The following is a 16,237-nucleotide window of genomic DNA, read 5'->3' on the forward strand; positions in this document are numbered from 1 at the left end:
GGTACTCTGGTGTGTTGTTTACCCCGTGCTGAAGACCGGCTTGGATTTGCTCGAAAGGCAGTTCCAGCTCTTCCATTACCCACAGCACTTTTTTGACGTTGGTGGAGTTATTGCGACCCCAAAGCGTAATCATGGCAATCCTTTTTGTTTGAGCAGAGTGAGGAGGCTGAGTTTGCCTCGCGCGGGATTGGGTGGCAAGTTGGAGCTGGCTTGAGGGCGATGCAGGGGGCGGCTTTGCCGCCCATCGCGGGTGCCTCATATCGCGCGTTCCTCGCGACATTCGTTACCGCGCGCTACAACCCCTATCCTCTTACTTCTTACGCCTCATCTTGATATAGCTTCATCAGGCTTGAGAAGTCGAGTTTGCCGTTGCCTTTTGCTTTATGAAGGGTAAACAGCGAGCGGGCGGCGGAGCCCATGGGCACCGCAGAGGCGCTTTGCTGGCTGACATCCATGGCCAGGCCCAGATCCTTGATCATCAGGTCTACCTGGAAGCCGCCTTGGTAGTTTTTCGAAGCGGGTGCATTTTCCATGACGCCTGGGTAGGGGTTATACACATTCAACGCCCAGTTGCCACCAGAACTCTGCTTCATGATTTCCGAAAGCACCGCGGGATCCAGACCGTTTTTGACGCCCATGTTGATCGCTTCACAGGTGCCCGCCATCAGGATGGATAGCAGCATGTTGTTGCAGACTTTGGCCACCTGCCCCGCACCATGGTCACCGGCGTGGAAGATGTTTTTGCCCATCACGTCCAGCACCAATTTGGCCTGTTCGAACTGAGCATCCGAGCCGCCGACGATAAAGGTCAGCGTGCCCGCTTGGGCTCCGCCTACCCCACCGGAAACCGGCGCATCCACAAAGCCAATGCCCAGCTTCTCGCCTTCGGCGGCTACGCTGCGGGCGGTATCGGCATCAATCGTGGAGCAGTCGATCACCAGCGCGCTCTGCTTGATCACTTCGAACAGCGGTGTATCGCCCTCAACATAGAGTCCGCGCACATGCTTGCCTGCAGGCAGCATTGAGATGACAAAATCCGCGCCAGTGGCAGCTTCCTGGGCCGAAAAAGCGACTTCACAGCCGTTGGATTTGGCTGTTTCTAGTGCGTCTTCTGAAAGGTCAAAAGCGCGAACGTTAAAACCCGCTTTAGATAGGTTGGCGGCCATCGGGCCACCCATATTGCCTAAACCAATAAACGCGACGGTAGTCATGAGTGTTGTCCTTATTATTCGTTTATGAGGATTTGATCTTGGTCTGCGATTTAGCCTAAATCGGCAAGTGGATTCTTATCCCACGGCGACGCTAACAGCTCATCGATAAAGCTCTGTTCGACCGAGGCCACATCGGGGTAAGTCCATGTCGGTTGGCCATCTTTATCGACCAGTAGTGCGCGCACGCCCTCGGGGAACTCGCGGTGGCGGCAGCACTGAACGGAAAGCGCCATCTCGGATTGGAACACTTCCGCCAGCGACATATGTTTGGCGCGCGTTAGCTGCTCATCGATCAATTTCACCGAGACTGGGCTGCCGTGAGCCAGCGTTTTCTGGGCTTTGCTAAACCATTTATTGTCACTTTGCACCGCTGCAATGGCCGCGACGCTTTGCTCTACGCTGTCGTGGTCCATCAACTCACGAATCAGCGGAGAGTGTTGATATACGGGTGCTTCCAGCTCAGCAAACACGGGCTGCGATGTTTGCTCAAGCTCTCGCATAATGCGGTTAACCACGCCGTTGGCATCGGTGTTGGCGCCTTTGCCCCAACGCGCATCGATCAACTGCTGAAACAAGGCATCACGGTGGTGGCTGGCAATACAGCGGTCGGCCAGACCAAGGTGTACTGCATCCGGCGCGCTAATTTGGCAGCCGGTCATGGCTAAAAAGCGCCCGGTTCCGTTAGGCAGGCGATTCAAGAACCAACTGGCGCCCACATCCGGATAGAGTCCAATAGTGACTTCCGGCATGGCCAGCCGCGATGTTTCGGTCACTACTCGGTAGCTGCTGGCACTTAACAACCCCATACCACCGCCCATCACAATGCCATTGCCCCAGCAGATCACCGGTTTGGGGTAGGTATGGAGTAGGAAATCGAGCCGATACTCGGTTTCAAAGAAGCGCTCAGGGAAGCTGGGATCACCCTCCCCAGTAATCGTTTTATATAGGTTGACGACATCACCACCGGCACAAAAGGCCTTTTCGCCTGCGCTATCCAGCAAAATCGCCACCACGCGCTCGTCGGTAGCCCAGTTGCGAAGACGCGGCAACATCGCTTCACACATCTCAAGCGTTAAGGCATTGAGCGAACGCTCAGCGTTAAGCTTGATCTCGGCGATGACGTGGCCGTCTTGGGTGGGGTGTTCGGTAAACAGTACGCTGCTCATTGGCCTTCCTTATCCTTTTACAGCTCGGTGGCACCGTCCGCCAATACCCGGCGGGAGATGATCAATCGCATGATTTCGTTGGTGCCTTCAAGAATCCGGTGTACCCGAGTATCGCGCACGTAACGCTCCATGGGGTACTCCTTGATATAGCCGTTGCCGCCGTAGAGCTGAAGCGCTTCGTCACACACCTTGAAGCCCACATCGGTGGCAAAGCGCTTGGCCATGGCACAATAAGTGGTGGCGTCAGCATGGCCTGCGTCTAGTTTGGTGGCAGCCATACGCACCAGCTGCCGCGCGGCGACCAGCTCAGTGACCATATCGGCTAAGCGAAACTGCAGCGCCTGAAACTCGGCTAAGCGCTTGCCGAACTGCTTACGCTCCAGCATATACTCACGGGCTTTGTTAATCGCCTGCTGAGCGGTGCCGATCGAGCAAGTAGCAATATTGATCCGGCCACCATCCAGGCCTTTCATGGCAATTTTGAAGCCGTCGCCTTCGTTACCGAGCAAATGATTGGCCGGCACCCGCACATCTTCAAAAGTGATCGTGCGCGTAGGCTGGCTGTTCCAGCCCATTTTCTCTTCTTTGCGCCCGTAGCTAATGCCGTCGCTCTTGGCATCGACCGCAAACGCGGAAACGCCTTTGGCACCTGCGCCGCCGGTGCGCGCCATCACGACTAGAAAATCAGTACTGCCCGCGCCGGAAATAAACATTTTGCTGCCGTTCAGCACGTAGTGGTCGCCATCGCGCTTGGCGGTGGTCTTCAGCGAAGCGGCGTCGGAACCTGAGTTGGGCTCGGTTAAACAATAAGAGCCAAGCAGCTCGCCCGAGGCCAGCCTTGCGCCCCACTGCTCAACTGCATCCGGCGTGCCGAAATCTGCCAACATCCAGGTCACCATGTTATGGATAGTGAGATAGGCGGTAGTCGAGGTGCAGCCCATGGAGAGCTGCTCGAAAATAATGCTGGCGTCTAACCGGGAAAGCCCCAGCCCGCCTACACTTTCTGGGGCATATAACGAGCAGAAGCCCAGCTCGCCGGCTTTGCGAATCACATCAACGGGAAAGAACGAGGTTTGATCCCACTCAGCCGCATGGGGCTCTAGCTCGTTTTGGGCAAACGCCCGTGCCATATCGGCAAAGGCGACCTGATCTTCGTTGAGTTCAAAATTCATGGCGTATCTCCGCGAATGCGCGTGCGCACTGCTGTTGTCGTTATAATTGACGTTAACGTTAACTTATCCATTTAACAGGCTACAAGCAACCTGCTAACGCTTGCGACCTTAGCCGTAGGCCTTTAATAAAAAAATCAAAAAAAGGGCGCCAAATGGCGCCCAACATCGGACAGAGAGGGAGGGTGCTACTTAAAGTTTTTGCGATACATCTTGTCCAGCTCACCGATTATTCCGCTACGGAAGCTAAGTACACAGACCACGAAGATGATACCGAGTATAACGCTGACCCAGTTGCCCAGCGGCGACTGCGCCAGGATATGCTGCAAGCTGACCACAATACCCGCGCCCATCAAAGGGCCCAACAAGGTGCCCACGCCACCCAGCAGGGTCATCAAAATCACCTCACCCGACATGTGCCAATGCGCATCGGTCAACGAGGCCAGCTGGAAGACCACGGTTTTGGTCGAACCCGCCAAGCCCGCCAAACCAGCGGAGATTACAAACGCAACGAGTTTATAGGCATCGGTGTTGTAGCCCAGCGATACCGCGCGAGGCTCGTTTTCACGAATCGCTTTCAGCACTTGGCCAAACGGCGAGTGCACCGTGCGCTGAATCAGCGCGAAGCCAAAAATAAAGATTGCGAATACGAAGTAGTACATCGCTAGATTGCTGCTCAGGCTGATAAACCCAAACAGTTCGCCGCGGGGAACCCCGTGCAAGCCATCCTCACCGCCGGTAAACGGCGCCTGCACAAACATGAAGTAAACCAGTTGGGCGATCGCCAACGTCACCATGGCAAAATAGATACCCTGACGACGAATGGAGAGCACTCCAAATACCACCCCCAGCAGCGTGGCCAGAATAGTACCAGCGATAATGCCCAGCTCAGGCGTTAGCCCTGGGTAGCTCGCCAACAGGTAACCCGTTACGTAGCCACCGGTGGCCAGGAAAGCCGCATGGCCGAAGGACAACAGCCCAGCATAACCAAGCAGCAGGTTAAAGGCGCAGGCGAACAGTGCAAAACAGAGCACTTTCATCAAGAACACGGGGTAGGCCAAAAATGGCGCCACCAGCCCCACTACGATTAGCGCCAGATAGAACATATTGCGGCGAAACTTGGCCCGCTTCTGGCGTTCCAGCACTGCAGACGGGGCCGCTATTGATTGAGATTCTGCCATGTCTATGCCTCCTTACCGAACAGCCCAACGGGGCGCAACATGAGCACGAGGATCATGACGAGGAAGATCACCGTATTGGAGGCCTCCGGGTAATACACCTTGGTCAGGCCTTCGATGATGCCCATGGCGAGACCGGTAATAATGGCGCCTAAAATCGAGCCCATGCCGCCGATAACCACCACCGCGAACACGACGATGAGGAGGCTGGAGCCCATGGTAGGTGATACCGGATAGAGCGGTGCAGCCAACACCCCAGCGAATGCGGCCAAGCCCACCCCAAACCCGTAAGTAAGGGTGATCAGCAGCGGAACATTGACGCCAAAGGCCTGCATCAATTGCGAGTTTTCAGTACCCGCACGCAGGTAAGCCCCCAGCCGCGTACGCTCGATCATAAACCAGGTAAACAGACACATTGCCAGCGCAGCGACCAGCACCCAGGCACGATAGGTGGGAAGAAACATAAAACCGAGATTCAAACCACCCTGCAAAATCTCAGGCGTTGCGTAGCGCGCGCCGGAAACGCCGAAGAAGTTGACCAGCGTGCCTTCAAAAATCAGCGCTAACCCAAACGTCAGCAGTAGCCCATAGAGGTGGTCTAGATGGGCAATTCTGCGGAGTAAAAAGCGCTCTAGCAGCACACCAAAGGCGCCGACGACTAAAGGCACCAACAGTAGCGCCAGCCAGTAATTAATGCCTAGATAACGAAAGCCCAACAGCGCGGCGAAAGCCCCCAGCATATATTGTGCCCCGTGGGCGAAGTTGACGATCTTCAACAGGCCGAAGATGACCGCCAGGCCCAGGCTAAGCAGTGCGTAAAAGGCCCCATTCACAAGGCCCAGCGTGAGCTGCCCCATGAAGACGGCCAATGGCACGCCGAATATCATCGTCATAACGCGACTCTCCTCGCCATCAAACAGTTGGCGGCAACTTGCCGCCAACCGGTACTAAACGTTACTTGCGATTACTAGCGAGTCCGAAAATCAGTTCTGCACCAGCTTGCACTGGCTTTCAGACAGCGGGCGGTAGGCTTCTTCGGCGGGAATGGTGCTGAGGATTTCGTAAAGATCCCACTCACCGGTGGATTCTTCTGGCGTTTTCACCTGGGCAAGGTACATATCATGCACCATGCGGCCATCTTCACGAATGCGGCCATTGCGGGCAAAGAAATCGTTGATGGGCTCTTCCGCCATTTTAGCGCGGATGGTTTCAGGGTCGTCGGTGCCAGCGGCTTCCACGGCTTTCAGATAGTGCATGGTGCTGGAGTAGATACCGGCTTGCACCATGGTCGGCATGCGGCCGACTTCATCGAAGTAGCGCTGTGACCATTCGCGAGACTGCTCATCCATATCCCAGTACCAGCCGGTAGTAAGCAGCAGGTTCTGGGTGGCTTCCAGGCCAAGCGCATGAACGTCATTCAAGAAAATCAACAGGCCCGCCAGCTGCTGACCGGATTGAGTCAAACCAAACTGGCTGGCTGTGGTGATCGCGTTGACGGTGTCGGAACCAGCGTTGGCCAAACCAATGATCTTGGCGCCCGAGCCCTGAGCCTGGAGAATATAAGAGGAGAAGTCATTGGTAGGGAACGGATGGCGCACGCCGCCAACAATTTCACCGCCACTCTCTTCCACCACCTTGGTTACGTCGGCTTCAAGTGCATGGCCGAAGGCGTAGTCTGCAGTCAGCATAAACCAGCTGTCACCGCCCTGCTCAACGACCGCTTTGGCGGTACCGTTAGCAAGCGGATAGGTGTCGTACACCCAGTGGATGTGGTTGGGCGTGCAGTGTTCGTTGGTAATGCTAGACGCCGCAGAGCCTGACACGATACCCAGGCCATTGTTCTCTTCCAGCACTTTGGTGACCGCAATCGAGACCGAGGAGGCGACCAGGCCGCCTACCATGTCGACGTTATCCTGATCGATCCAGCCGCGCACAGTATTGGCACCTACGTCGGCGCTGTTACGGTCATCCGCACTGGAAATCACGATGGGGGCACCATTGACGCTGCCACCAAAATCGGCCACCGCCATCTCCATCGCGGTCAGGCCGCCTGGGCCTGCCAAGTCGCGATAGGTGCCGGACATATCGGCTAGGTAGCCAATGCGTACTTCACCGTCGCTCATATCAGCCTGAGCGGTAGACACAGCAAGGCTTGAAGCTGCCGCAACGGCGATGCTGGCAGCCAGCGTTTTTTTCAGAAAGGTCATGTTCGTCTCCTGGCCCGGAGGCCTTTGTTGTTGTGTAGTTATTGACTCGTGGTCGAGTAGTCGTTGAGCTGTCGTGAAAGTGCGTACTGCAAATTACTGATTAATATTGTTGTTTTGTGAGCAGCGAAACTGTTGGCGTAATGAACTTTTAAATGTCTATAAACCGTGTGTTATACCCCCAGCATTGAGTTGAGATGTTCACGACGCGATGGCAACTGTGCAGCGGTGATTTCTTCAATAATCTGACCGTGATCCATCACGAAGTGGCGATCCGCCAAGGGGGCCGCAAAGCGGAAGTTTTGCTCCACCAGCACAATGGTCATGCCGCGCTCCTTGAGTTTCACCAGCACTTCGGCCAGCTTCTGCACGATCACGGGCGCGAGCCCTTCGGTTATTTCATCCAACAGCAACATGCGCGCCCCGGTACGCAGAATGCGCGCCATGGCTAACATCTGCTGCTCGCCACCGGAAAGCCGTGTGCCCTGACTTCTGCGCCGCTCATAAAGGTTGGGGAACATGGCGTAGATTTCATCGAGACTCATGCCGCCCGAGCGCACCGTTGGCGGCAACAAGAGATTTTCATGCACATCTAAACTGGCAAAAATGCCGCGCTCTTCTGGGCAGTAGCCAACCCCTAGCCGCGGAATATGGTGCGGCTTCATGTGCAGCGTTTCATTACCGTTAATCACGATTGAGCCGGTACGCCGCCCCACCATGTTCATGATCGATTTCAGCGTGGTGCTACGCCCCGCGCCGTTGCGGCCCAGCAGCGTTACCAGCTCGCCGCGCTTCACATCAAAATTGACCCCGTGCAGAATATGCGACTCGCCATAAAAGGCGTGTAGATCCTGCACCCGCAACATCTCCAGACTTTGATTGTTTTCAACAGGTGTTTGGGCTTCAGCGATGTTCATACGGCCGCCCCCTCTTTTTCAGAACCATCCTCTTCCGCGGCGTCGCTGCCCATATAGGCTTCACGCACCAGAGGGTTACGGGAGACAGTTTCATAATCTCCCTCGGCCAATACTGCGCCCCGCGCCAGCACGGTAATACGGTCACACAGGCGGCTAACCACACTCAGGTTATGTTCCACCATCAATACCGTACGGCCTTGTGAAACGCGTTTGATCAGCGCCACGATGCGGTCTACATCTTCCGCCCCCATGCCTTGAGTGGGTTCATCGAGCAGCATCATGGTCGGGTCCAGTGCCAGCGTAGTCGCAAGTTCAAGTGCCCGCTTGCGCCCATAGGGCATTTCAACCGTTAGGGTGTCGGCGTATTCCCGCAGTCCTACTTCTTCTAGCAGCTCAAGCGCTCGCTCATTGAGGTGATCCAGCGATTTTTCAGATTTCCAAAAGTGAAACGAGGTACCCAGTTTGCGCTGCAGGGCCACTCGCACATTCTCCAACGCGGTCATATGGGCGAATACCGCAGAAATCTGAAACGAACGCACCAACCCTAACTGAGCTATTTCGTTGGATTTTTTACTGGTGATTGAGTTGCCGCGATACAAAATATCGCCGCGGGTAGGCGGCAGAAATTTGGTCAATAAGTTAAATACGGTGGTTTTACCCGCCCCATTGGGGCCAATCAGTGCGTGAATATGCCCTTCCTGTACCTGGAGATTGACATCGTCCACGGCGGTGAAGCCGCGAAACTCTTTGGTCAGCCCTCGGGTTTCGAGGACAGGTCCCTGAAGGACATCGTTTGCACTCATAGAGTGGCAAGCCTCTTATTGTTGTTGTGCTAATTCTTTACAGGCATGGCAAAAGCGGCTGCTACTGCCTTACCTGAACGTAAGGTGTATGTGCAAACTAGCAACTGTCGGTATAGCAATACAATTACAACTTTGGTCTATCGACGAGATTATCCTGAATTAACAACTGCGTTCAAAAGATAAATATCAGTGACTTACATCATTTCAACGCTTTTAAACTGCTCACAACAATAGCTTTACGTTAACGTAAGCTTGTTTTAGCCTCAGTGGCAGTGTTCCATAGGTGTCATATCTTGGGACTTATTCTTAGGAACTGTCCTTAAGAACAATGCCTTTTGAGAGAACGACATCATGAGCAAAACTTACTCAATCAGTGAACTAGCCAACGAGTTTGATTTAACCACCCGTAGTATTCGCTTCTATGAGGATCAGGAGTTGCTCCACCCTTCTCGGCGTGGGCAAACCAGGGTTTATAGCAGCAAAGACCGTGTACGGCTGAAACTTACCATTCGCGGCAAACGGCTGGGATTTTCATTGGCAGAGATTCGTGAACTGTTCGAGCTTTGGGACGAAACCCGCAGCGGCAGCAAAAAGCAGCTGCATCTAATGCTTAGCAAGATAGGCGAACGCCGTGCGGCGCTAGACCAACAAATGAAAGACATCACCATGGTGCAGCTAGAGCTTGAAAGTGCTGAGATTCGCTGCCGCCAGGCACTCGAAGAACTACTAGAAAAAGAGCCCCAGGAAAAACAGAACGAAGAGGAGCGCACGGGTACGTCCGACAAAGCGTCTGCTCCCTCTTCCGCCACTATGCATTGACGCGTCGCGCGAACTAACGCCAGCTCGACTCGCCGACACAAATAGCTAACACAAGCTAATACAAAAATCTGCAACAGGTGATTGACCATGTTTTCACACTATTCAGAACTTAATTTTGGCCTCGATGACGAGCTGAACATGCTGCGTGAGCAGGTCAACGCCTTTGCGGCCAGCGAGATTGCTCCCCGCGCTGCCGAAATCGACCGCAATAACGAGTTCCCTAATGATCTGTGGAAGAAGTTTGGTGATATGGGTCTGCTCGGCATCACCGTCTCTGAAGAGGATGGCGGTAGCGGTATGGGCTATCTCGCCCACTGTATCGCCATGGAAGAGATCTCACGGGCCAGCGCATCGGTAGCGCTCTCTTACGGCGCCCACTCCAACCTGTGCGTTAACCAGATCAAGATCAACGCCTCCCCCGAACAGAAAGCCAAGTATCTCCCCAAGCTGATCAGCGGCGATCACGTGGGCGCTTTGGCCATGTCGGAACCCGGCGCAGGCTCTGATGTGGTCTCGATGCAACTGCGTGCCAAGCAGAATGGCGATCACTACATCCTTAACGGCAACAAAATGTGGATTACCAACGGTCCGGATGCCGATGTATTGGTGGTATACGCCAAAACCGACCCTGAAGCGGGTTCCAAAGGCATTACCGCCTTTATTATCGAAAAAGGTATGCCCGGTTTCTCTACCGCCCAAAAGCTCGACAAGCTGGGCATGCGCGGTTCCAACACCTGTGAACTGGTCTTCCAGGATTGCGCCGTTCCCGCTGACAATATTCTAGGTGGGGAAGGCAAAGGCGTACGCGTACTCATGAGTGGCCTGGATTACGAGCGCACCGTATTGGCCGCAGGCCCGATTGGCATCATGCAAGCTGCCATGGATGTGGTGATGCCCTATATCCACGAGCGCAAGCAGTTCAACCAGTCGATTGGTGAGTTCCAGCTAGTGCAAGGCAAAGTGGCGGATATGTACACCACCCTGAACGCCTGCCGCGCTTACCTTTATGCCGTAGCGGGAGCCTGTGATCGTGGCAAGACTTCGCGTAAAGACGCCGCTGGAGTGATTCTCTACTGTGCCGAAAAAGCGACTCAAGTGGCACTGGATTCGATTCAACTGCTCGGCGGCAACGGCTATATCAACGAGTACCCCACCGGGCGCCTACTGCGTGACGCCAAGCTGTATGAAATTGGTGCGGGCACCAGCGAGATACGCCGGATGCTGATTGGCCGCGAACTCTTCACCGAAAGTAAGTAAGGGTCCTGTCATGAGCTCCATTTCCACTCAGATCAACCCGCGCAGCGATGTGTTTCAAGCCAACGAAGCCTCAATGCTTGGTGAAGTACATAAATTGCGTGAACTGACCGCCGCCGTTGCCCAAGGTGGTGGTGCCAAAGCCCGCGAGCGCCACGAAAGCCGGGGCAAGCTATTTGTCCGCGACCGCATTGATCACCTGATTGATGAAGGTTCACCGTTTTTAGAGTTTTCCGCTCTGGCGGCCCACAACATATACGATAGCGAGATTCCCGCCGCTGGTGTGGTCACCGGTATTGGCCGTGTTTCCGGCGTCGAGTGTGTCATTGTCGCCAACGATGCCACGGTGAAAGGTGGCACCTACTTCCCGCTCACCGTGAAAAAACATATTCGCGCCCAGGAGATCGCCCGCAAGCATCGACTGCCGTGCATCTATTTGGTCGATTCAGGCGGCGCCTTCCTACCCCGCCAGGACGAAGTATTTCCCGATCGCGACCACTTCGGGCGTATCTTTTATAATCAGGCGACCATGTCGGCTGAAGGCATTCCGCAAATTGCCGTGGTGATGGGTTCCTGCACCGCGGGCGGCGCCTACGTGCCCGCCATGGCAGACGAGTCGATCATCGTTAAAGAGCAGGGCACGATTTTCCTGGGTGGCCCGCCCTTGGTAAAAGCTGCCACCGGCGAAAGCATTAGTGCGGAAGATTTAGGCGGCGCCGATGTGCACGCCAAAGTCAGCGGTGTGGCCGACCACTACGCGGAAAACGATGCTCATGCGCTGCAGCTTGCCCGCGCTTGTGTATCCCGCTTGAACTGGCAAAAGCGCGGCCAACTGGCCATGCAGGCGCCCAAACCACCCAAGCTCGACCCTGCCGAGCTGTATGGCATCGTGGGAACGGATCTTAAAAAGCCCTATGACGTGCGCGAAGTAATTGGCCGCATCGTCGATGACTCCGACTTTGATGAGTTCAAGCGCTACTACGGTGAAACTTTGGTCACCGGCTTTGCGCATATTCACGGTTACCCGGTAGGCATCGTAGCCAACAACGGCGTGCTGTTTTCAGAAAGTGCGGTGAAAGGCGCGCACTTTATCGAGCTCTGCGCTCAGCGCAAGATTCCACTGATCTTCCTGCAAAACATCACCGGCTTTATGGTCGGCTCCAAGTACGAACACGAAGGTATTGCCAAGCACGGTGCCAAGCTGGTGACCGCTGTGGCCTGCGCCAAGGTGCCAAAATACACCGTACTGATTGGCGGCAGCTTCGGCGCCGGCAACTACGGTATGTGTGGGCGAGCTTATGATCCTAACCTGCTCTTCATGTGGCCCAACGCGCGTATTTCAGTGATGGGCGGCGAACAGGCGGCGGGGGTACTGGCGCAGGTTAAGCGCGAGCAGCATGAGCGCGAAGGCCGCGAGTGGAGCAAAGAGGAAGAGGAAGCCTTCAAGCAGCCCACTCGCGAGCAGTACGAGCACCAAGGCCACCCCTACTACGCCAGTGCGCGACTGTGGGACGACGGCGTGATCGATCCACTGCAAACCCGTGATGTGCTCGGCCTGTCACTTGCCGCCGCGATGAATGCAGAAATCGAAGAGACGCGCTTCGGCGTGTTCCGGATGTAAGGGGCAATCACCATGGCTTACTCAACACTGATCATTGAAGGCGGCGTCGCCCGTCTGACCTTAAACCGCCCCGAGGTTCATAACGCCTTTGACGACGGCCTGATTGCCGAGCTAAACGCACACCTTGAAGCACTGCATAGGCAAGCCGAAGCGGGCGAAGTGCGCGCGGTAGTGCTGGGTTCAGAAGGCAAAAGCTTCTCGGCCGGTGCCGATCTGAACTGGATGAAGCGCATGGTCGATTACGACCTTGACGATAATGTCGCCGATTCCCGCAAGCTGGCAGCCCTGATGCACGGCCTGGATACACTGCCCTGCCCGACCGTCTGCCGCGTGCAAGGCGCAGCCTTTGGCGGTGCGGTGGGCTTGGCCGCCTGCTGCGACATAGTAATCGCCTCGGGTAAAGCCAAATTCTGCCTTTCGGAAGTCAAAATCGGCCTATCGCCCGCGGTCATCAGCCCTTACGTGCAGCGAGCCCTGGGCGAGCGACAGATGCGCCGCTATGCGTTAACCGCAGAAGTAATGGACGCCGAAATAGCGCTCGCGCTGGGTTTAGTCCATCTGGTGGTGGAACACGACAAGCTAGACGACGAAGTGGACACCCTGCTGGCCACCCTATTGGCCGGCTCGCCCCAGGCCCAGCGCGCCACCAAAGCGCTGATGGCCGCGGTTGCTAAAGCGCCTGACAGTGACGAGACCCGCGAGCATACCTGCCAGGTGATCGCCAAGCTGCGGGTAAGCCAAGAAGGGCAAGAGGGTTTGTCCAGTTTCTTTGAAAAGCGCCGCCCCGTCTGGGCCGAGTCTAATAACACACCCCACGCTTCGGAGCGTCGCTCATGAGTCATTCACCCCCTATTGAAAAAAACGAAAGAGCCGAAAAAGCCGCTCGCACGACGCCTTTTGACACGCTTCTAGTCGCCAACCGCGGTGAAATCGCCTGCCGGGTGATGCGCACTGCGCGCCGTATGGGCCTGAAAACCGTCGCGGTTTACTCTGACGCCGATGCCAGCGCACGCCACGTGCGTGAAGCCGATGAGGCCGTGCGTTTAGGCCCCGCCGCCGCGCGGGAAAGTTATCTTAATATCGATGCAGTCATCGAAGCTGCCAAGCGTACCGGCACCGGCGCTATTCATCCCGGCTACGGTTTTCTTTCCGAAAACGGTACCTTCGTCAAAGCCCTTGAAGAAGCGGGCATCACCTTCGTTGGCCCGCCGGCTTCAGCCATTGCTGCCATGGGTGATAAATCCGCCGCCAAAGCACGGATGGCCAATGCGGGCGTGCCGCTAGTGCCCGGCTACCATGGTGATAACCAGGACGACGCTCTGCTGCGCAGCGAAGCCGACAAAATTGGCTACCCAGTAATGTTAAAAGCCAGCGCCGGTGGCGGTGGTAAAGGCATGCGCGTGGTCGAATCAAGTGATGGTTTTCAGGCCGCGTTAGATGGCTGCCGCCGTGAGTCAAAGGCCGCCTTTGGCGACGACCGCATGCTGATCGAGAAATACCTAGTGCAGCCACGCCACGTGGAAGTGCAGGTATTCTGCGACCGCCATGGCAACGGCGTTTATCTATTCGAGCGGGACTGCAGCGTTCAGCGCCGCCATCAAAAAGTGATCGAAGAAGCCCCCGCCCCCGGCATGACAGCGGAGCTGCGCTGCGCCATGGGCGATGCTGCCGTACGCGCCGCTCAGGAGATCGGCTACGTGGGCGCAGGCACCGTCGAGTTTCTGCTAGATGCGGATGGCTCGTTCTACTTTATGGAGATGAACACTCGCCTCCAGGTCGAGCACCCGGTGACCGAGATGATCACCGGCCAGGATCTGGTCGAGTGGCAGCTACGCGTGGCCATGGGTGAACCGCTGCCCTGCACCCAGGATGAGCTGACGATTACCGGCCATAGCTTTGAAGCACGCATTTACGCCGAAGACCCGGAGCAGGATTTTCTGCCTGCTACCGGCCTACTGAACCGCTTTGCGCTGGATTTAGAAGGCGCTGGTCTAAGCAGTGATCAGGTGCGTTTAGATAGCGGTGTAGAGAGTGGTGACGCGGTATCGATGCACTACGATCCCATGCTCGCCAAGCTAATCGTTCATGGTGCCGACCGCGATGCAGCGCTGGCAACGCTTAACCGCGCCTTAGCGGCACTGGACGTACAAGGCGTAGTGACTAACCGCGCCTTCTTAATGCGCCTGGCGACCCACCCCGGCTTTAAGAACGTGGAGCTGGATACCCGCTTTATCGAGCGCAATGAAGCGACGCTGTTTGCACCGCGCACTTACAGCACAGAAGCCTACGCCAGCGCGGCGCTGATTGGCCTGAATCAACTTGCTCAAGAGTGCGAAAGCGACTCGCCCTGGGATCGCCACGACGGCTTCCGCTTGAATGCGCCACACACCATTCGCATTGCGCTGTGTGACCCTACGAATGTTCAAGCCGCTGACAGCGATGACGCGGTAGTGATCGTCGAAGGTAAACGCAACGCGGGCGAATCACTTTGGAACCTCACCATCGGCGATAAAACGCTAACCGCGAGCCTGCAGCCGCTCACCGGCGACGCGGTTGCCATTACCTTGAATGGCCACCGCCGCCGCTTGCAGGCGCGCCGCGATGGTCATGTGGTCGTGATGGCCGATCCCAGCGGTGAAACCCGTCTGTTCTGGCGGCGCATCGATGCCATTGATCATGGCCACCACGAAGCGGAATCTACTCTCACTGCCCCCATGAATGGCACGGTGGTGGCTCTACTGGTGGAGCCCGGCGTTAATGTTGAGAAAGGCATGCCGCTGATGGTGATGGAAGCGATGAAAATGGAGCACACCATGACCGCCCCGGCTGACGGTAGTGTGGAAACCTTCCATTTCCAGGCGGGCGAGACGGTCAGCCAGGGCGCTATCCTTCTCGACTTTGCCCCCAGCGAATAGGAGCTCATTCATGGCACTGCCTACGTCCGTCAAGTTATTTGAAATGGCCCCTCGGGACGGCCTGCAAAACGAGCCAGGGGCGATGGTGCCCACCGCGACCAAGATCGCCCTGATCGAGCGGCTTGCCAACGCGGGGATCACCCATATCGAAGCGGCCAGCTTCGTCTCGCCTAAATGGGTACCGCAAATGGGCGACGCCGTTGAGGTCATGGGCGGCATTCAGCGTCAGCCAGGCGTGGTGTACTCCGCGCTAACGCCCAATTTAAAAGGGCTTGAAAACGCCCTGACGGTGGGCGTTGAAGAGGTCGCGGTATTTGGCGCGGCATCAGAAGCCTTCTCGCAAAAGAACATCAATTGCTCGATTGCCGAGTCGCTGACACGGTTTGAGCCTGTGTTAGAGCGCGCCCGTGAGGCTGGCGTGCGCGTACGCGGCTACGTTTCGTGCGTATTGGGCTGCCCTTATGAAGGCGAGATCGCCCCCGCCAAAGTGGCTGAGGTGGCCAAAGCGCTTTATGAGATGGGCTGCTACGAAGTGTCGCTAGGTGACACGATTGGCGTCGGTACGCCGCTGGCTGCTAAACGGATGATTGAGGCGACGAGCCAACAAGTGCCCATTGAGTTTCTGGCCGCTCACTTTCACGACACCTACGGCATGGCGCTGGCGAACCTTTACGCGGTGATGGAAGAAGGCGTCAGTATCATCGATGCCGCCACCGCTGGTCTCGGCGGCTGCCCCTATGCCAAGGGCGCTTCCGGCAATGTGGCCACCGAAGACGTGCTCTATCTGCTTGAAGGGCTGGGAATCAAGACAGGCATCGACCTGCAGGCCGTCATCGATACCGGTTATTGGATTACACAGGAGCTAGGCCGCAAGCCCAGTTCCAAAGTTGCTCTAGCACTGGGCGCTAGCCGATAAAATGCGTCATCAATAATAAGAAAGAAGCCAAGTAGCTCAACCTTCTCTGCCATCATGTTCAGAC

Annotated in this window: 14 protein-coding genes; 6 read left to right on the forward strand and 8 right to left on the reverse strand. The window is 56.2% G+C overall.

Translation table 11 applies throughout. The annotated features are described in order from the left end of the window. Positions 1–317 precede the first annotated feature (317 nt). From mmsB to CXF87_RS07220, 8 genes are all read right to left on the reverse strand, one after another. Positions 318–1,226, reverse strand: a complete 909-nt coding sequence (gene mmsB, locus CXF87_RS07185) for a 3-hydroxyisobutyrate dehydrogenase (protein WP_269801096.1) — start codon at positions 1,224–1,226, stop codon at positions 318–320. Positions 1,227–1,261: 35 nt separating this feature from the next. Then, a complete protein-coding gene (locus CXF87_RS07190) occupies positions 1,262–2,377 on the reverse strand; it encodes an enoyl-CoA hydratase/isomerase family protein (RefSeq protein WP_101146130.1) in 1,116 nt (371 codons plus the stop codon). 17 nt (positions 2,378–2,394) lie between these two features. Continuing rightward, on the reverse strand, positions 2,395–3,549 hold the full coding sequence (locus tag CXF87_RS07195; protein WP_101146131.1) for an acyl-CoA dehydrogenase family protein: 1,155 nt from the start codon (positions 3,547–3,549) through the stop codon (positions 2,395–2,397). Between the two features lie 185 nt (positions 3,550–3,734). Further along, a complete protein-coding gene (locus CXF87_RS07200; protein WP_101146132.1) occupies positions 3,735–4,727 on the reverse strand; it encodes a branched-chain amino acid ABC transporter permease in 993 nt (330 codons plus the stop codon). A 2-nt stretch (positions 4,728–4,729) separates the two neighbouring features. Beyond that, the gene (locus CXF87_RS07205) at positions 4,730–5,617 is read right to left on the reverse strand and encodes a branched-chain amino acid ABC transporter permease (protein ID WP_101146133.1); all 888 of its coding nucleotides are present in this window, start codon (positions 5,615–5,617) and stop codon (positions 4,730–4,732) included. A gap of 90 nt (positions 5,618–5,707) precedes the next feature. Next, positions 5,708–6,931 (reverse strand): ABC transporter substrate-binding protein, encoded by a 1,224-nt coding sequence (locus CXF87_RS07210; RefSeq protein ID WP_101146134.1) that lies wholly within the window; start codon positions 6,929–6,931, stop codon positions 5,708–5,710. Between the two features lie 170 nt (positions 6,932–7,101). Continuing rightward, complete coding sequence (locus CXF87_RS07215) at positions 7,102–7,845, reverse strand: ABC transporter ATP-binding protein (protein WP_008956734.1); 744 nt, start codon at positions 7,843–7,845, stop codon at positions 7,102–7,104. After that, positions 7,842–8,648 (reverse strand): ABC transporter ATP-binding protein, encoded by an 807-nt coding sequence (locus CXF87_RS07220; RefSeq protein ID WP_101146135.1) that lies wholly within the window; start codon positions 8,646–8,648, stop codon positions 7,842–7,844. The genes CXF87_RS07215 and CXF87_RS07220 overlap by 4 nt, the downstream gene beginning before the upstream one ends. A gap of 351 nt (positions 8,649–8,999) precedes the next feature. Here CXF87_RS07220 and CXF87_RS07225 point away from each other — a divergent pair, with 351 nt between their 5' ends. The 6 genes from CXF87_RS07225 to CXF87_RS07250 all read left to right on the forward strand — a co-directional run bounded on the left by CXF87_RS07225 (position 9,000) and on the right by CXF87_RS07250 (position 16,173). After that, positions 9,000–9,467, forward strand: coding sequence for a MerR family transcriptional regulator (locus CXF87_RS07225; protein WP_008956736.1), 468 nt, complete (start codon positions 9,000–9,002; stop codon positions 9,465–9,467). A gap of 87 nt (positions 9,468–9,554) precedes the next feature. After that, a complete protein-coding gene (locus CXF87_RS07230; RefSeq protein ID WP_101146136.1) occupies positions 9,555–10,724 on the forward strand; it encodes an isovaleryl-CoA dehydrogenase in 1,170 nt (389 codons plus the stop codon). A gap of 10 nt (positions 10,725–10,734) precedes the next feature. Continuing rightward, positions 10,735–12,342 (forward strand): carboxyl transferase domain-containing protein, encoded by a 1,608-nt coding sequence (locus CXF87_RS07235; protein ID WP_101146137.1) that lies wholly within the window; start codon positions 10,735–10,737, stop codon positions 12,340–12,342. 12 nt (positions 12,343–12,354) lie between these two features. Continuing rightward, positions 12,355–13,179 carry an enoyl-CoA hydratase/isomerase family protein gene (locus CXF87_RS07240; protein ID WP_101146138.1) on the forward strand — a complete coding sequence of 275 codons (825 nt, stop codon included), beginning with the start codon at positions 12,355–12,357 and terminating at the stop codon, positions 13,177–13,179. Next, positions 13,176–15,257 (forward strand): acetyl/propionyl/methylcrotonyl-CoA carboxylase subunit alpha, encoded by a 2,082-nt coding sequence (locus CXF87_RS07245; protein WP_101146139.1) that lies wholly within the window; start codon positions 13,176–13,178, stop codon positions 15,255–15,257. Before CXF87_RS07240 ends, CXF87_RS07245 begins: the two co-directional genes overlap by 4 nt. 10 nt (positions 15,258–15,267) lie before the next feature. Next, positions 15,268–16,173, forward strand: coding sequence for a hydroxymethylglutaryl-CoA lyase (locus CXF87_RS07250; RefSeq protein WP_101146140.1), 906 nt, complete (start codon positions 15,268–15,270; stop codon positions 16,171–16,173). The last annotated feature ends 64 nt before the right edge of the window (positions 16,174–16,237 follow it).

It is taken from the genome of Halomonas sp. MES3-P3E (assembly GCF_002836035.1).
Lineage (GTDB): Bacteria > Pseudomonadota > Gammaproteobacteria > Pseudomonadales > Halomonadaceae > Vreelandella > Vreelandella arctica.